We start from the raw sequence: 15,356 nt of genomic DNA on the forward strand, positions 1-15,356 counted from the left end.
CCCTACAGGTCGCTGACGGCGCTGATGACGGCGGTAGTGAGTTCGTTGATCGGCCCCGACGCGCCGGTGGAGGCGAGGAAGAAGCCGAACATGATGGCGACGAACGCGGAGCCGTAGCCGACGGTCTTGGACTTGAGGAGGAAGAACAGGACGAGTCCGAACAGGGCGACGAGCGAGACGGTGATGGCCACGAGGGGCCTCCTTCACTGGTGGGGCTAGCGGGTGCCGTCGCGGTGGATGCGGGCGGCGATGTTGAACAGGTGGCGGCCGAGGCGTATGCGGATGCCGTGGCCCTGGCAGCGGCGGCAGTGCTTGCCGCGCTTGGGCTTGCCCTTGCGGTCTGTCGTGAGGGCGAAGCCGAGTCCGTCGCACTTGCGGCACTGGCCGAACGGGCTGGCCGCACACAGAGCCGCGTAACCGAGCGTGACAAAGAGCGGGAGTGCGATAGCGAGCAGGGCAGGGGGCATGAAGGTGCCTCCAGGGCAGGATTCAGGGGTTTTCGCAGGTGAGCCGCTATGTGCTAGCAGCCTGATCAGGACCCATATGCGCCGCTATCGGGGCTGCTATCGATAGCGGGTTCGCGCGCTATCGATAGCAGCCCCGGGCGGTCAGCTCGCGTCCCGGTTTCGGTTACGCTCCGCGACCGTGGTGGTGATGTCGTCGCGCTTGATTCCGCGCTTGTTGACGAACTTGCCGTCGATGCGGCGACCGACCTGCCCGGCGGCGATGCCGTAGGGCTTGAGCGCACCGGTCAGGTGCGCGGTCTGCTCCTCGCCGCTCATGCGGGCCCAGTCGCCGTAGCGCTCGGGCCGCAGCTCCGCGAGGCGTTCCACGACGGTCTCGTTCCAGACCTTGGCCTCATCGGCGGGGATGACCGCGAGGATGTCGGCCAGCAGGGTGTCTGTGGCCTTCTCCTTCTTCGGCGCGTCCGGGTTGGGCAGGGTGCCGGCCGCCGCCCGAGCGGCCTTGGCCGTCTGGCAGATCACTTCGGACTGGGCGTTGTCGATGTAGTAGGAGCGGACGATCTGCGGGTTCGGCCCCGCACCGACCAGGTAGCCGATGCCCAGGTCATCGGCGGTGAACGAGGTGGCCCGGATGCCGTTCTTGTACATCGAGGTGCCCAGGACCATGTCGTTCTCAGGCTGGCCCATGACCTGGAGACAGAACCGGATGCCGACGTTGGCGCTGATCGCCTTCGGCAGGCTATCGGCGTCCGGGCGCTGCGTGCCGAGCAGCAGGATCACACCCAGCGCGCGGCCGCGCTTGATGATCGCGGTGGCCAGTTCGGCGGCCTTCTTGCCCCACCGCTCGTGGGTGAACACCTCCTGGCACTCGTCGATGGACATCACCAGCGGGTGCAGGCCGAGGGACTTCTTCGCCGCGAGGGCGGGGGTGACCTTGTTCTCCGGGCAGATGTCCTTGGGCAGCCCGTTGATCACCCTCGCGCGGCGGTCGAGTTCGCCGTAGACGTACTCCATCGCCTCCACGCAGCCCTCGACCGTGGCGTCGTCTCCAGGGCCGGAGCCGTAGGAGTGGGAGATGGGCTGGAAGGAGGAGAAGTCCCCGGTGCCCTTGAACTCCCAGGTGTGCAGCTCACAGGTCGGGTCCATCGCGGCGGCGAGCAGCAGGATCCGCAGCGCGAACGTCTTGCCCCGGCCCGGCATGGCGCCGGTCAGGAAGTTCGCGTACATCAGGTCGAAGCCGACCTGCCGGCCGCGCGGGTCGGTGCCGTACGGGACGGGCTTGAACAACGATGTAGTCCCGGACTTGAGCAGCGGCCACGACGGCTGCGGAGCGCGGGCCATGTCCTGGTCGCCCACCCACAGCATCACCCGACCCGGGTGTTCGCCCGGGACCGGTTCGGGCCACACACAGCCCAGCGACTTGCGCAGACCCGACGCGAGCCGTTCGCGGCGGTCCAGCACATCCGAGACGGTCACCCCGTACGGGAGATCGAGGTCGGCCCGCCAGCCCTTGCCGTCGCGCTGGATCGGGGCCTTGAACTCGATGCCCGGCTTGCCCTTGGCCGCGTGCTTGTTGATCTCCGCGATCCCCAGCGCGGCGAACGCGCGGGCCACAATGTCCGACGTCAAGCGCTGTACCTGCGGCAGGTCGACCGCGCGGGTGATGACGGGCGCGTCCTCGGCCCGGCCCAGGTGCCCCAGCACCAGCAGCAGCGCGCCGAGGGACACCGTCTGAAGCCACCCCGGCGCCAGCACGTACAGGGCCAGTGCGGCGCCCATGCCGATGACGGAGCCGAGCACGGCGACCAGGGTCCGCAGCCGGACCCGGCCGTCGCGCTGACGGGAGAGCTTGAGGTACTCGCCCGCGTCCTCGCGCCGCACGGCCGCGAGCCGGACCGGCTCGCCCTCCTTGTCGGCGACCCAGCGCATCGTGCCGCCGACGAACTTCGCCGCACCGCGCGGCGACAGCAGCGCGAGCCGCGCCGCGTAGACCGGTGACCGCAGAGCGTGATATCCGGCCTTGTGGCCGTAGTGGCCGGCCACCCAGCCCGTGGCGGCCTTGAGTTCCGCCGTGGACTTCAGCCACATCGGCACGATGGGGCGGCGCTTGGCGCCCCTGACCCGGTCCATGAATCCCATCCCCGCCGGGGCGGGACCGTCGACCATCACCGGACCCGACCCGGTACCCGACCGCGTCGGGTCGGCGCCGCCCGACTCGCGGCCGGACTCCTTCCGGGTCGGGTCGGGCGACCGGTCGCCCGACTCGTTGCGGGCGGTGCGGGCCTTGTCGAGGTCGACCACGTCGGCCCCGTCGTCGGCCGTCCAGTCGGTGGCCATGTCGGCTTCGAGTCGGCTGAAGAACTCGTTCTCTTCGTCGGGGTGCTTCACTGAAGCTTCCTTCTCTCGGGAGGGAACGGCGGGCCCGGACGCATGCTGTGGAAGGTGGGCGACCGGGCCCGTACGGTGAAATCGTCAGCCCGATTCGGCTGGAGAAGGGGTACGGTTCCTACCCCCTTGTTGAGGGGTAGGGTTTCTACCCCTCACGTGATCAAGCGGCGCGCTGTTCCTCGGGGTAGGCGCAGGGAACGCAGGCGCCAAGCGACGTCGGGATGACGTATCCGGCATCCATGCGGCACTGCGGGCAGGTACGGCGGGCGAGCATCGCCAGGGCGAGCGCACCCCACTTGCGCGACGTCATCGGCCGCACGGGCTTGGCCAGGTCGATCCGGTAGAGGTGGCCCACCAGGACACCGGTCTTGCGGCCGCGGCTCCGGCGCATGACCTGAGCAGCCACCGGCTGGCCCCCGGGGCGCAGTCCGAGGGCGCGGAGCTGGCGGCGGGTGGCGTAACCGTCGGGGGCGTAGCGCCAGGGGTAGGTCGGAATCCCGAACTTCGCTCCGGTCGGGTCGAAGCACTTACCGAACGTCGGGGACATCAGGCAGCCGCCACGATCGCGGGAGCGTCGGTGCGGGCGCCTCGGCGTCCGGAGCGGCGGCCGGCCACCGTGGCGAACAGCCGCCCCAGCCCCGCCCGCCGAACCCCAGCCCGCGCCTGCTTCGCCGCATACATCGCCTCATCCGCCCGACCCAGCAGCGCGGACAGATCCTCGCCCCGGTAGTCGGCAGCCCGGACCCACCCGAGCGACACCGTCGTGGCCACCTGCGGGTTGCTGGCGTCGGCGGGGCGGGCCAGCACGCCGTGAAGAACGGCGAGGAGGTCCGCGATCGTGCCGTGGGTGTCGATGACGACGGCAGCGAACTCATCGCCCCCGAGCCTCCCAGCGACACCGTCACGGCCGACGTAGTGAGCGAGCCGCTCGGCCGTGACCTTCAGCAGGACGTCTCCGGCCGCGTGGCCGTGACGGTCGTTGATCTGCTTGAAGTGGTCGACGTCCGCCAGGATCACCACCGCCCGCTCATCGCGCATAAGCGCGGTCGCGCGGCGGGTGAAGCCCTCCCGGGTCCGCAGCCCGGTAAGCGGGTCACGGCGAGCAGTGTGGAGCCGACGACGGAGCCACAGGACATGGCCGGACCATCCGGCCGCGAGCGGCCCGGCCGCTGCGAGGGCGGTTAAGAGGGTGTTCACGCGGCGACCTCCTCGGCCGTCTCGGCGGTCTCGATGGAGTGGAGCGGCCGGCCCTCGGCCCGCTCGGCAAGCAGCGCATCCCGCACGGTGCGGGAGTTCGCGGCCGAGCAGCGCAGCGCGGTACGGATCGCCTCGGCATTGATCGCGTTGTCAGCCCAGTCGGCCGTCAGCGCGTGGGCCTCGGCCAGCAGCTCAGCCGCTGTCCGGGGCGCCTTCGACGCCTTCGACCTGGTGCGGGTCGGGCGCTTGCGCGGCGCCCGCTCCTCCGCCTCCTGCGGCGACGCGGGCGACGCCGGAGCCTCTTCCTCCACCGCCACCGGCTCGGGCGGCTCGGCCCCTTCCGGGGCGAGGTCACCGAGGCGGAGCAGGACACGCTCACGCCGTGGAGTCTTCGACCGCCAACGGCGCCCGTACTGCTCGCGCAGGTCCGCGCGGGCGAGCTGCCGCTCCTTCTCCCGGGCGAGAGCGTCGGCGTAGGAGGTGATCTCCCACAGCGTCATCCTGCGCCACAGAGAGAACGTGGACGGGAACGCCAGCAGCCAGCGGGACGCACGGATCTTGTCCATCCGCCGGCCGGTCGCAGCTCCGATCCGTACGGCGTAGATGTGCGCGCCGATCTCGGAAAACACCACCCACAGCAGCGGCATCGTGCCGTGCGCGACCTTCGCCCACACCCCATGCCCAGCAGCCACGTTCAGACCACAGGTGACCAGAGTGAGGACCCAGGGAACGAACCTGACCCAGGCCAGGGCCATGTCCATCCGGATCAGCAGCAGATTGGCCACGGTGAACACCGGAATCGCCACGTCGATACCGACCGGCAGCATCCACGGCTCACCGAAACCCCACCGCAGCGCAGCGGCCGAAACGGCGTCGAAGGAGGAGATGAGTCCCAATGCTCCGACGCCGGCCGCGGCGAGCGCGCCGATACCGGCGAGGCCCATCTCCGGACGGGTCAGCGGCGGCACCGCCGACCGCTCGGTATTGGTCGCGCTCGTCATCGCGCACCGCCGAAGAGCTTCCGGTTCCGGGCCGCCCAACCGACGTGCTGGATCAGGAACCCGAGAGCGGCCGAGGCGAACAGCCACGGCTCGTGGGCCGCAACCGCGCCCGCGGCACTGCCCACAGCGACCAGCGAGCCGAGCCAGACGAGAACCAACTCCTGGCCCCAGGGCACCCGGGCGCTCATGCCGCCGCTCCCTTCCGGGAACGGTTCCGGCGGGAGGCCGGCCGGACCAGCGGGACGACGTTGAACAGCTCCGGCGCGTACACCTCGATCGCCTCGGCGGCGACCCGCGACACGTCGTCCGGCAGGCTCGGGTTGTCCGCGAGGATGTCGCGCGCCGCGTCCAACCGGGCCGCGCGCTCCATCTCGCTCTCGCCCTCCACCCCAAGCCACAACTCCACCGGGGTACCGAGGGCGAGTTCCACGAAATCGGTGCTGCTGACGGCCTGATGACCGCCGATGTACATACGCATGGTGCTCTCCTGGAAGCGAAGGGAGCCGGGTCAGACGCGGTCTTTTGGCGAGAGGCAACCGCCCGGCAGGTACGTGCTGAGCAAGCCGCGTGCCCCGGAAACCACAGGCACAGCGACCACTTGTCGAAGACGAGTGGTCATTGCTGCTGACGCCTCCGGGAGGGGGCATCAGCAGCCAAAATCACTCGTTCTCAGTCCTCTGTTCAGTTCTCAAGGGACAACCACTCCCAGCCCGCCGGGCGTGCGACAACGTCGCCTTCCCAAGGCGTCCAGCTGGTGCGGGTACTGCTGACCGCTCGGCTCCGCCGGTTCAGGCGAGCACCGAACGACTCTGCCTCAGAGTGCACTCTGAGGCAGAGTGCGTCAAGGCCCCTCCGGGAACAAGGCCGGGGAGTCGCTGGCTCTCTCAGTGACGCTTGGGCACTATGAGGCAGAGACCGAGACAAGACTTGAGGTGCAGATGGTCGAGTGGACCGGCAAACCCGCATATCAGCAGGTTGCCGAGCAACTCCGGCGGAGGATCGCGGCCGGCGAGTTCAGCACGGCGGGCAAGCTGCCGTCCCTGGCTGAGATCCAGGGGGCGTACAGCGTCACCGTCACCGTGGCGCGTGCCGCGATCCGCCAGCTCAACAGCGACGGGCTCGTGGTGACGCACCAAGGGAAGGGAGCGTTCCTCACCGCTGGTTCGACCGAGGCCGCGAAGCTCGCGAGCCCCGAGGGCGCCCTCGTCGATCTGCAAGAACAGGTCGACAGCCTCAAAGCCGAGGTGGGAGACCTTCGCGCCCGGCTGGACGCCCTGGAGAAGGGTCGCGGCTCGGAGTGAAGTCAGCCGGGGCCGCTCCTGCTGGGCGGCCCTGCCCTTTCCGTTACGCATCAGCACCTCCTCCCTGGAACGTACTGATAGTTCACCGGAGCGACGCGGAAATCGGTATCACGAGGGGCTAACTGACAAACTCTCAGCGGATTTACACATCCACTTACACATGCGCTATCACGAATTTCCACCCGTCTACGCGGAGCGCTACACTCGCGGCTCCGAGTAGCTATCTAGGAGGGGCAGATGGCTCGCAAGCACCCGGATTGGAACCCCGAACTCCTGCGCCAGCACAGGGAAAAGTTCGGGCTGACTCTGGAAGACACGGGGGAGAAACTGCGAGAGATCGCCGAGCGGCATAACTTCAACATTGCCGCCAACTTCCAGACGATCTGGGGGCACGAGAAGGGAACGGTGTACCCCGGGCCTCACTATCGCCGGGCGTACTGCCGCCTCTATCGCCGCAACGAAGCCCAGTTGGGCTTTCGTGGAGCCCTGCCCGGAGAGGATGCCCCTATGGGACCCGCCCCGGCACCCGTGGAACGTGACATGCCCGACCAGACCCAAGCCGTACGCCATGCCCTAAGCAGCATCCGAGGAGGCACGGCCGACGTCGACAGCGAGGCCCTGCGCAACCGAGTCATAGACGCCTGGAGTCGACGCACGACAGGTGGCACCATCGACACCCCGTCTGTCGTACTGGTGGGTGGGTTCGCAGGATCAGGAAAGTCCGAGTTCGCCAAGTTCCTGGGCGGGTTGACGGGCTGGCCGATCCTCGACAAGGACTCCCTCACACGACCACTCGTCGATCAGCTCCTAATCGCACTCGGCGGCGAGGCCCACGATCGCAGCTCGGACCTCTATCGCGAGAAGGTTCGCCCCCTGGAATACCGCTGTCTTATGGAAGCAGCGTGGGACAACGTCGATTGCGGTATCTCAACCATTCTCGACGCCCCATTCATCTCTGAGTTCTCTCAGGCCGATTGGATGCAGCGATTCCACAACCGCTGCCGTTCCAAGCGTGTTTCTGTGGCGACCATATGGGTTGAGTGCGACCCGGAGTCGATGCGCGAGTACATCGAGTTCCGGGGTGCGGCACGAGACGCCTGGAAGATGGAGTCCTGGGACGACTACCTGTCGTCGCTCAACCTGGAACTGCGGCCGCAGGGACCTCACTTCGTCGTGGACAACAAGCTCGGCGCTGCCGTAGCGATGGTTGACGAAGCCAGGGACGTACTTAGCGGAGGCGACCTGTGACCGCATCAGGAGTCGTCCTCTACGGTCCGCCCGGCTCCGGGAAGGACACAGTGACGGCGGAGCTGTCACGCATCCGCCCCGAGTTCACACTGTTCGAGCGGCTCAAGGCCGGGCCTGGTCGCACGACTGGGTACCGCCTGACTACGGCAGAACACATCGCGGAACTCTCACGCGCCGGCGAACTGCTCTACCGAAACGAGCGGTACGACGCTGAGTACGCGATCGACCGAGCGGGGGTCTCCGAGCTCATCGGCCGAGGACTGATCCCCGTGCTTCACATGGGCCAGGTCGCGGGCGTCAGCGCTGTCGAAGCCTTCCCAATCCACTGGGTCAAGGTCCTCCTATGGTGCCCTCTGAACGTCACTGAAGCGCGGTGCAAAGGACGCGGCGACAAGGACGTGAAAACACGCCTGGCAGTGTGGCACGAGACTCAGCAAGACCTCATGAACCACTCCACGGAACCATGGTCTGTCGTGATCGACACAGAGAGCCACTCCCCTGCCCAGACCGCCGAAATCATCGACGCGGCAGTGAGGGAGAGGATCTCCGCCAGGCCCCGCGATATCCGAGGCTCGGTCGCATGACTACGGTTGGAATTCTGCACCCCGGCAGCATGGGGGTAGCCGTCGCGGCTCAGGCACGACAGCAAGGCGCGGAGGTCTTTTGGTGTCCGGAGGGGCGAAGCGAGGCAAGCAGGAGCAGAGCACTGCGCTACGGGCTTACTGCCGCCTCGAACCTCACGGAGCTGTGCGAGCAGTGCGACGTGATCATCAGCCTCTGCCCGCCGGCCAACGCCGTGGAGGTCGCGGCATCCGTAGCCGCTGAGGCATTCTCCGGAACCTACGTCGACGCCAACGCCATTTCTCCTGCTCACATGACGCAGATCGACGACATCGTCGGGGCAACCGGGGCCATTGTGGTCGACGGGTCAGTGATCGGCTCCCCGCCATCCACATCGAAGCACCCGCGGCTGTACCTCTCAGGCCCCGCAGAGGAGTCGGCCACCGTGGCACAGCTCTTCTGTGGCTCGGCCGTCCGGCCACTGCTCCTCGAAGGCGGCATTGGCAAGGCGTCCGCCTTGAAGCTGGCCTACAGCAGCTACCAGAAGGCAAGCCGGGTCCTCGCCGCCGTGTCGTACGCCCTCGCCAGCGACCACGGGGTGGAGGAGGAGCTCCTCGACATCGCGCGCGGCCGCACGAGCAGCTACCTCACGGAGACGGACTACTTCCCGAAGACGGCCGCGCGGGCCTGGCGCTGGGCTCCGGAGATGCGAGAGGCAGCACACGCGCTCGATGACGCGCGATTGCCCGCCGCGCTCATGGAGGCGTCGGCAGAGATCCTGGAGCGGTGGGCGGCCCTCAAAGACCAGCCGCTCAAGCTTGGGGAGGCACTCGAAGGGCTCCACTCAGCTCACGGCGGCTGAGGGGAACGAGCGTCCCCACTGCAGGAGGTACTTGATCGCTTCCAATGCACCCCCCGCCGTTGCGTCAGGGCTGTCGACACCATCGGGCCACTGCTTCCCGGCAGCGATCCAGAGAGTCCGCAGCCCCGCCGCTCGCCCACCTTCGATGTCGGTACTGGGGTTGTCTCCAACCATCCATCCGCCATCGCTGAGGGTGGCACCACAGCGGCGGGCGGCAGCCTCGAATACGGCCCTGCCCGGCTTCCGGGTCTGAATGTCATCGGAGACGCAGACACCCGCTACCAGGTCAGCGAGTCCTGCGCTCGACAACTTGGCGCGCTGGATGTCAGCGGACCCGTTGGTAGCGATGCCAACGGTCCAGCCAGCCGCGCGCATTGCCGCGAGGCCCACGCGCACACCTTCGCCGCATCGCGCTCGACTGGACATGCCGAACACATACTCCGACCAGAGTGACTCCGGAGAATCGCGAAGGCCGAATGCGGCCTTGATCCGTACAAAGTCGGAGGGGTACGCCCTCGCGCTGAGCATGTCGGTGATCACACGGGCCGCGTCGGCCGGCCTCCCCCTAGACGCGGTAAATGCGTGCGCCCACTCATTGAGGCCGCGACGCCGATCAATCAAGGTGTCATCTAGGTCGAAGAGCGCGAGAAGCTGCATCCGAGTCACGACACGCTCGATTCTTTGCCGCCACGTCTGGGCGGAATCACCCTGCCTCCGGCTTCATTCATTCGCAACCCAGACGCAGAACCCAGTTGACTTTGACCAGGAAAGCACCTGGTCAAACAACCGCAGGCTACGCAGATGGTCAATCCGCCAGTGAGACCTGGCGAGCTTTTCCCACACATCAGCCTTGAGCGCCATCCCCCATCTAATTTTCACCGAATAGGAGAGAGCCCTAAACAGATCATGCCCCTGCGAGACGCGCCGGACGGGAATGGCCTCACTCTCCATTCTGACCAGCCAAGCGTCAATCATATCTTCACTTAGGGAGACACCACGGCACTTCTTCGGCAAAATGGCCTTTAGCTCTTCAGCGCTGACCTGAAACCCCCCGTCGAAAACCCGCTCGATAGGGAAGTTGTCAAGTGGCAACTCGTGAGAGCCCTTCATCGCGTACAGCCTCAAATACCCTACAAGTGAGGCCATTCTTACAGCATCGTCCCTTATTGCTGCAAGTTGCCCGCTATCACCATGACTGGCATCTTCGCCATGGACGGCTACATACCCAACGAGAGCCTCCACGCATCGCTCCACGATCCCCTCCACGAAAAACACAGAGGAGTCAAGGTCATAGAGGTCTGTGTAAAATATCCTGGAACTACTGGATCGGCTTTCGTGAATATCCACGAAATCAGAGTCGACTATAGCGAGAACGCCCTCCATCCCTTCGACATCGGCGAACTCTACTGCCTGGATAGCGTCCGGCTTCCCACTTGCCGCGACCACAACACGACAATGTTGCCGATCTAGACAACCGGACAAAGTAACGAGATCACTATCGCCTTCGAGCACCAGAATTGTCATGCTCGGGTCGTAATTCCGTAGCATCCCCACAGTATTCTTGGTACTGGCCGAGGTAAGGAAATCTCTCACGCACGCCTCTCAGGGAGGGAGGCGTTCAGGCCAATAGTTTGAGACCACCATTCATTGACGATCTGCGGGGAATGAGTAGCGACGATAAATCGGAGATTCGAGAGCTTCGCAACCCTTTTGATGTCCGAAATGAACTCCTGCTGCCAGGCCACGTGCAGAGAGATCTCCGGCTCGTCGACCAGAACAAGCGATCCAGACTTTACCCCAAAAAGCAAATCATAGAGCAGAACAATCTCGTGCTGCTCTCCTGACGAAAGCTGCGATGGGGAAATGATCTGGCCAAAATCGTTTGTGAATCTGAATCCACTCTCCCTGCTGATGATCAGATGCTTGAACAGGAATCGGCTCGTGATGATGCTACGAAACAGCTCAACACGGTGAAGGAGGTCCTGAAAGGTCGCCAGCTTATTCTGACTGTCCTGGAGGTAAGTCCACAGGACCTTCCTCTGCCAGGGCAACAACTCCTCGCTCTGAAGAGGTACATCCATTGACTCATCGAGGAGCGCAATGGAGGCCAACCGATTTCGAAGCTCGCTCTGCTCTGCATATTCTTCTCGAATCGTCGCTTCCGAAGGCACCTCTCCCATGGTCATGTCATCCATCACGCGCCTAGGAAAGGATTTATCCAGCTCTTGCGAACGTCGCGAATTCTCCGTTAGCGCGGCCGCAAGCCTGCGGGATAGATCCTGCGCACACTCCGACACCTTCATTCGTTGCGGGGCACGTTCGGCAGGTCGGCGCCGTTGGTCGTTCGCAAGGTCAAGGATCAGGAGTCGCTGAGTCTGCACCATGTGGATGGGGAACTTATCCAGAAATTCGACAATCTCCCGATCAAAGGCGCTCAGATCAATTAGCCCGTGTTTAACATCGGCGTGCCGCAGGCGCGTTGGAATATACGCTTGCCCTGCGTGCTCAAGAACTTGAAATTTGGCCGATGGCGAGGCGTCCGCCTCGAATGCCTGGCCTATTTCATTTTGAAGCTCTCTCCATAGAGAGAGCGGGTAGTTCTCACCAGGGAACTTGACTCGGCCTCTAACCGGGCGCGGATGCTTTTTCCCAGAAAGAGAGAACGAGAGGTCGATCATCCGTGGGTGCTTCTCCAAGGTGGATCGGGTGGCATGATTGATGACTGTGAGGTTCTCTCCACCACTAAATCGCAAATGGATGGATTCAAAAAAGGAATCCGCGATCGTGAATAGATCGAACTTGAAAATCGCCTCCAGCAGTTCGAGCATTCGCGTCTTACCTACACCATTGGGTCCATGTAGGATGACGAAATCCGCATCTGACCTGAATTCCACCTGGTGAGTGAATTGACCAAGGAGATTGACCACGCGAAATCCGAGAAGTCGGGTCATTTCATTCTCATTCCTAGATGGCGGCAGTCCCCCGCTCCGCTAGCAGGGTGTATTCGGACGTTACACCGAACGTAGTGACACTAGGGACATGTTCGCGAAGGTCGCTTGGGCGGGCACGGCCAGCCGGCGGAGTAGGTGGGGTCGGAGGCTGCCTGGCCTGCGGTGGAGTACGCCCAGGGGGCCGATGAGAGGACCACCACCCGACACCCCAAGCCGTCAGTCGTGCAACTGGCAAGCGGCCGAAGGCCGGCGCTTGCTGGGGCATCGAGCTCCGCTCGGCGGTCACCTGGACGAAATACCGAGACTCACGCCGGTGTTGGCTGAGCGGCTCTCTCCCGCTCTTGCGTGTGGCTAGCGTGTGAGTCCGGTGCGTACACGATCACGGATACACAACCTTGCAGGTCAACCTCCATATGGCGAGTCTTGTTGGCACGGCCTCCGGAGCCGTGTGCGCAGGTTCGAATCCTGCCGGGGGCGCAGAAGCCGGAACAGCGTGATCAAGCCGCTGACCTGTGGAAGTGCCAGACATTGAGAGCCGGACCCAGTTCTACTGGGTCCGGCTCTTTGTCGTTGTGTGGGGCACGCCAGGGTCTACGGGTGGGGTGGCGGGGCGCCCGACGTCGCGCGGCCGCCCCCGGCGTGTTTCCGGCTGGGGGCTCAGGTCCCGGCGTCTGTCAGGGGGCTGTGGGGGGTCGCTGTGGTGGATGTGTGGATGAACCACTGGAGGACTGCGCGGAGTTCCTCGCCGTGGGCGGCGAAGGCTTCCAGGGGGAACGAGGGGCGCAGGTCAAGTTTGGCCTCCGCCAGGTCGATGCCCTCCACGCGGTTCAGGCGCGCCATCAGCTCGCGCCGCAGCAGCTCGTCGTCGAAGGGTGGGCGGCGCTTCAGGTGCTGGAAGACCACCTCGACGGTGCCCGTCACCGGGTACAGGGCGAGGGGCCACAGCGAGCGGGTGCGGGCGGCGCCCAGGGTCAGCATGGGGAAGCAGCTGGTCTCGCTCTTCTTCCCGTAGTCGAGAGAACCGCCCTGCTCCTCCCAGAACCGCAGGGACTCAAGCACTCCCTGCGCCGTGTCCGGCGTCTGGTTGTCGCGCAGGAGCGTCTCGAAGCGGGCGGCGACGGTTTCGCCGTCGGCCTCGGGGCCCTGAGCGGGGGTCTCGTTCTCGAAGTCGTCCTTGCCCACCAGGGTGGCCAGGTCCGCGGCCGTCAGCCGGTGCGAACGGCGGGCACGGCCCCACTCGTCGAACGGCACGCCCTCGGACTCCAGGACCTCCCGCGGATCGGCCGCGTCCTCCTGCCCTTCCGGCCAGCTGAAGCCGGGCGAGATCTTGCCGTCGGCCAGCAGGACGCGGTACGCCCCATGCAGCGCGGGCCTGGTGCTCACATGGCCGCCTACCGCGATGGCCGAGGTGCCGATGAGGGCGGCGAGGTCGCCGTACGTCGTCCACGTACCCGCCGGCATGTTGAGCAGCGCCTGGCGCAGTTCGGCCCAGCCCACCCATTCGGCATCGGCGTGGATCAAGCCGTCGATGGGCCCCGGCCACAACTCCATTGCGCGGTCGCTCAGTTCCTCGGCGCGTGCGAGGATCTCGGTCCTCCCCCAGCGCTCCTGGGCCGCGATCCGCTGGTTCATCCGCAAGGCGCTGGAGTCCAGGAGCTGCTGCTTGCGGTGGAAGGGGTGGTTCGACAGGCGCGCGTTGTCGCCGGAGAGCGTGAGGTTGCCCAGCGTGTGCACCAGTTGGGTGTGCAGTTCCTCCGGGCTCGCGTTCTCCCCGGACTCCTCCGCGAGGAGATCGAACCACTGCTGGGCGGGCTGCTGGGGCAGAACGTGCTCCACGGTGAGCTTCGCCTTGGCGTAGTCGACCGGCTCACTGGCCGCGTAGCTCTCCTCGAATCGGCGCAGAATCTCGAAGCGCTGGTGCGAGCGGCCCGACTTGTAGAAGGGGCGGTCGCGGATCGAGTCGCGCGTCAGCGCGTCGGAGGGCCAGACACGCGTCCCCGTCTTGGCCGAGAGGGCGTGGCGTACCGCGTCCGCGAGTGAGCGCTCGTTGTCCAGTTCCTTCTCCACCTCCTTGGGCAGCTCCATGAAGGTGCGGTTGTTGCCCGTGGTGGAGTTGCCGGCGAACAGGCGCCGCACCATGTAGCTCTCGGCGTACGAGAGGGCGGTGGCGACCTCCTTGGGGTCGCCGCTGCCGTCGTCCAGCCGGTCGAGCAGGAGGAGCGCCAGCGGGTAGTGGGTCTGGCCGCCCCAGCGGGCGAGCCGTTCCAGGACCTCGCGCAGGCCCGGGTCGCTCTCCCGCCACGGCTCGACGATCCGCATCAGGCGGCCGGCCCGCACGTGCAGCCGGGAGACCTCCGCCTCCAGCGCCGCCTCGTCCGAACTCAGCGGTTCGAGACGCTTCTTCTGGTCCCGGTAGATCTCGCTCTGCTTGGCCCGGCTGTCGCCACCGACGACCAGATCGAGCCAGACGAGCAGCTCCAGCCTGGCCGGGCCCAGCAGCTCCTGCATCGGCAGCCACAGGTTGCGGTAGACGGCCTCGCCGCGCTTGGGAAGACACATGAAGAGGTAGTTGCGCAGCAGATCGCTCTGGCTGAGGCCGACACCCGTGTTGTTGATGGACTCGAAGATCCGGTACACGTTGTCGCCCTCGGCGGCGGTGATCGACACGATGGAGAGGTAGTCCCGCAGTACGGACTCCACGGCGTGGACCCAATCCTCGCCGGCGCTCTCCTCGCCCTCGGTCAGGGCGGCGAGGAAGAACCGGTACGCGCCGCCGATGTTGCCGGGGCCGCCGGCGGTGGGCAGCGACTCCACGCAGGCGGCGAACGCCTCGCGGTCGGCCTGCGTCGGCAGGAGGCGGTAGTGGTCGTTCCCGTCCTGGTAGCCGTTGACCAGGATGAGGTCGTGGATGCGGGCGGCCTTCTTCTCCCGCCCCCGAGCGCGGTGGCTGTCGCGCAGCGCGGTGAAGGCGAGCATCAGCGTCGTCAGCCGCTGCTGCCCGTCCACGACGAGCCAGCGCTGCATCCCGCCCGCCGCCACCCGCTCCGGAGCGAGCACGACCGACCCGAGGAAGTGGGCCGCCGGCGCCCGGCCCTCCAGCTTGTCCTCGACAAGCTCCAGCACGTCGTCCCACAACTGGCGCAGTTCGTCACGCTGCCAGGTGTACGTGCGCTGGTACAACGGGACCTGGAACTGCGTCTCACCATGAACCAGCTTGCTGAACGTCGTCTCCTGCGCGTGCACGCGCGTCCCCTCCCCGAGTCTTTCCCCCATCGGCCCGTCATTGTGCCGCACCCCGGTGCGGCCCGGCAGGAGATGCCGGGCGGCTCGATTCTGATCCCAACAGGTGTGGAAGTTGGGATGATTCGGTCGCGGCGGCCGCT

General features: G+C 66.0%; 16 protein-coding genes. 4 read left to right on the plus strand and 12 right to left on the minus strand.

Translation table 11 applies throughout. The annotated features are described in order from the left end of the window. Positions 1-2: 2 nt before the first annotated feature. From ACFWRO_RS12510 to ACFWRO_RS12545, 8 genes are all read right to left on the minus strand, one after another. Complete coding sequence (locus tag ACFWRO_RS12510; protein ID WP_384508334.1) at positions 3-191, minus strand: hypothetical protein; 189 nt, start codon at positions 189-191, stop codon at positions 3-5. Positions 192-215: 24 nt separating this feature from the next. Beyond that, positions 216-467, minus strand: a complete 252-nt coding sequence (locus tag ACFWRO_RS12515; protein ID WP_384508337.1) for a hypothetical protein — start codon at positions 465-467, stop codon at positions 216-218. Between the two features lie 141 nt (positions 468-608). After that, complete coding sequence (locus ACFWRO_RS12520) at positions 609-2,852, minus strand: cell division protein FtsK (RefSeq protein WP_384508340.1); 2,244 nt, start codon at positions 2,850-2,852, stop codon at positions 609-611. A 160-nt stretch (positions 2,853-3,012) separates the two neighbouring features. After that, positions 3,013-3,399: an RRQRL motif-containing zinc-binding protein gene (locus ACFWRO_RS12525; protein ID WP_384508343.1), complete on the minus strand. Its 387-nt coding sequence runs from the start codon at positions 3,397-3,399 to the stop codon at positions 3,013-3,015. After that, positions 3,399-4,049 carry a GGDEF domain-containing protein gene (locus ACFWRO_RS12530; protein WP_384508346.1) on the minus strand — a complete coding sequence of 217 codons (651 nt, stop codon included), beginning with the start codon at positions 4,047-4,049 and terminating at the stop codon, positions 3,399-3,401. The genes ACFWRO_RS12525 and ACFWRO_RS12530 overlap by 1 nt, the downstream gene beginning before the upstream one ends. Then, positions 4,046-5,050: a DUF2637 domain-containing protein gene (locus ACFWRO_RS12535; protein ID WP_384508349.1), complete on the minus strand. Its 1,005-nt coding sequence runs from the start codon at positions 5,048-5,050 to the stop codon at positions 4,046-4,048. Before ACFWRO_RS12535 ends, ACFWRO_RS12530 begins: the two co-directional genes overlap by 4 nt. Further along, positions 5,047-5,238 (minus strand): hypothetical protein, encoded by a 192-nt coding sequence (locus ACFWRO_RS12540; protein WP_384508351.1) that lies wholly within the window; start codon positions 5,236-5,238, stop codon positions 5,047-5,049. Before ACFWRO_RS12540 ends, ACFWRO_RS12535 begins: the two co-directional genes overlap by 4 nt. After that, complete coding sequence (locus ACFWRO_RS12545) at positions 5,235-5,528, minus strand: hypothetical protein (RefSeq protein ID WP_384508354.1); 294 nt, start codon at positions 5,526-5,528, stop codon at positions 5,235-5,237. The genes ACFWRO_RS12540 and ACFWRO_RS12545 overlap by 4 nt, the downstream gene beginning before the upstream one ends. A 460-nt stretch (positions 5,529-5,988) precedes the next feature. On the opposite strand from ACFWRO_RS12545, the gene ACFWRO_RS12550 reads away from it, so the two are divergent. The 4 genes from ACFWRO_RS12550 to ACFWRO_RS12565 all read left to right on the plus strand — a co-directional run bounded on the left by ACFWRO_RS12550 (position 5,989) and on the right by ACFWRO_RS12565 (position 9,022). Further along, positions 5,989-6,351, plus strand: a complete 363-nt coding sequence (locus tag ACFWRO_RS12550) for a winged helix-turn-helix domain-containing protein (protein WP_384508565.1) — start codon at positions 5,989-5,991, stop codon at positions 6,349-6,351. A gap of 237 nt (positions 6,352-6,588) precedes the next feature. Continuing rightward, positions 6,589-7,599 carry an AAA family ATPase gene (locus ACFWRO_RS12555; RefSeq protein WP_384508357.1) on the plus strand — a complete coding sequence of 337 codons (1,011 nt, stop codon included), beginning with the start codon at positions 6,589-6,591 and terminating at the stop codon, positions 7,597-7,599. Next, positions 7,596-8,183, plus strand: a complete 588-nt coding sequence (locus ACFWRO_RS12560; RefSeq protein ID WP_384508359.1) for a guanylate kinase — start codon at positions 7,596-7,598, stop codon at positions 8,181-8,183. Before ACFWRO_RS12555 ends, ACFWRO_RS12560 begins: the two co-directional genes overlap by 4 nt. After that, positions 8,180-9,022 (plus strand): DUF1932 domain-containing protein, encoded by an 843-nt coding sequence (locus ACFWRO_RS12565; RefSeq protein ID WP_384508362.1) that lies wholly within the window; start codon positions 8,180-8,182, stop codon positions 9,020-9,022. The genes ACFWRO_RS12560 and ACFWRO_RS12565 overlap by 4 nt, the downstream gene beginning before the upstream one ends. On the opposite strand, the gene ACFWRO_RS12570 is transcribed toward ACFWRO_RS12565, so the two are convergent. The 4 genes from ACFWRO_RS12570 to ACFWRO_RS12585 form a co-directional block, all read right to left on the minus strand. Continuing rightward, positions 9,005-9,679 (minus strand): HAD family hydrolase, encoded by a 675-nt coding sequence (locus ACFWRO_RS12570; RefSeq protein WP_384508365.1) that lies wholly within the window; start codon positions 9,677-9,679, stop codon positions 9,005-9,007. The genes ACFWRO_RS12565 and ACFWRO_RS12570 overlap by 18 nt on opposite strands. Positions 9,680-9,742: 63 nt before the next feature. Beyond that, positions 9,743-10,546 (minus strand): hypothetical protein, encoded by an 804-nt coding sequence (locus ACFWRO_RS12575; protein WP_384508368.1) that lies wholly within the window; start codon positions 10,544-10,546, stop codon positions 9,743-9,745. Positions 10,547-10,611: 65 nt separating this feature from the next. Further along, positions 10,612-11,973, minus strand: a complete 1,362-nt coding sequence (locus ACFWRO_RS12580) for an AAA family ATPase (protein WP_384508370.1) — start codon at positions 11,971-11,973, stop codon at positions 10,612-10,614. Positions 11,974-12,630: 657 nt separating this feature from the next. Further along, positions 12,631-15,216, minus strand: a complete 2,586-nt coding sequence (locus ACFWRO_RS12585) for a DUF262 domain-containing protein (RefSeq protein WP_384508373.1) — start codon at positions 15,214-15,216, stop codon at positions 12,631-12,633. Positions 15,217-15,356 lie beyond the last annotated feature (140 nt).

It is taken from the genome of Streptomyces sp. NPDC058579 (assembly GCF_042718575.1).
GTDB lineage: Bacteria > Actinomycetota > Actinomycetes > Streptomycetales > Streptomycetaceae > Streptomyces.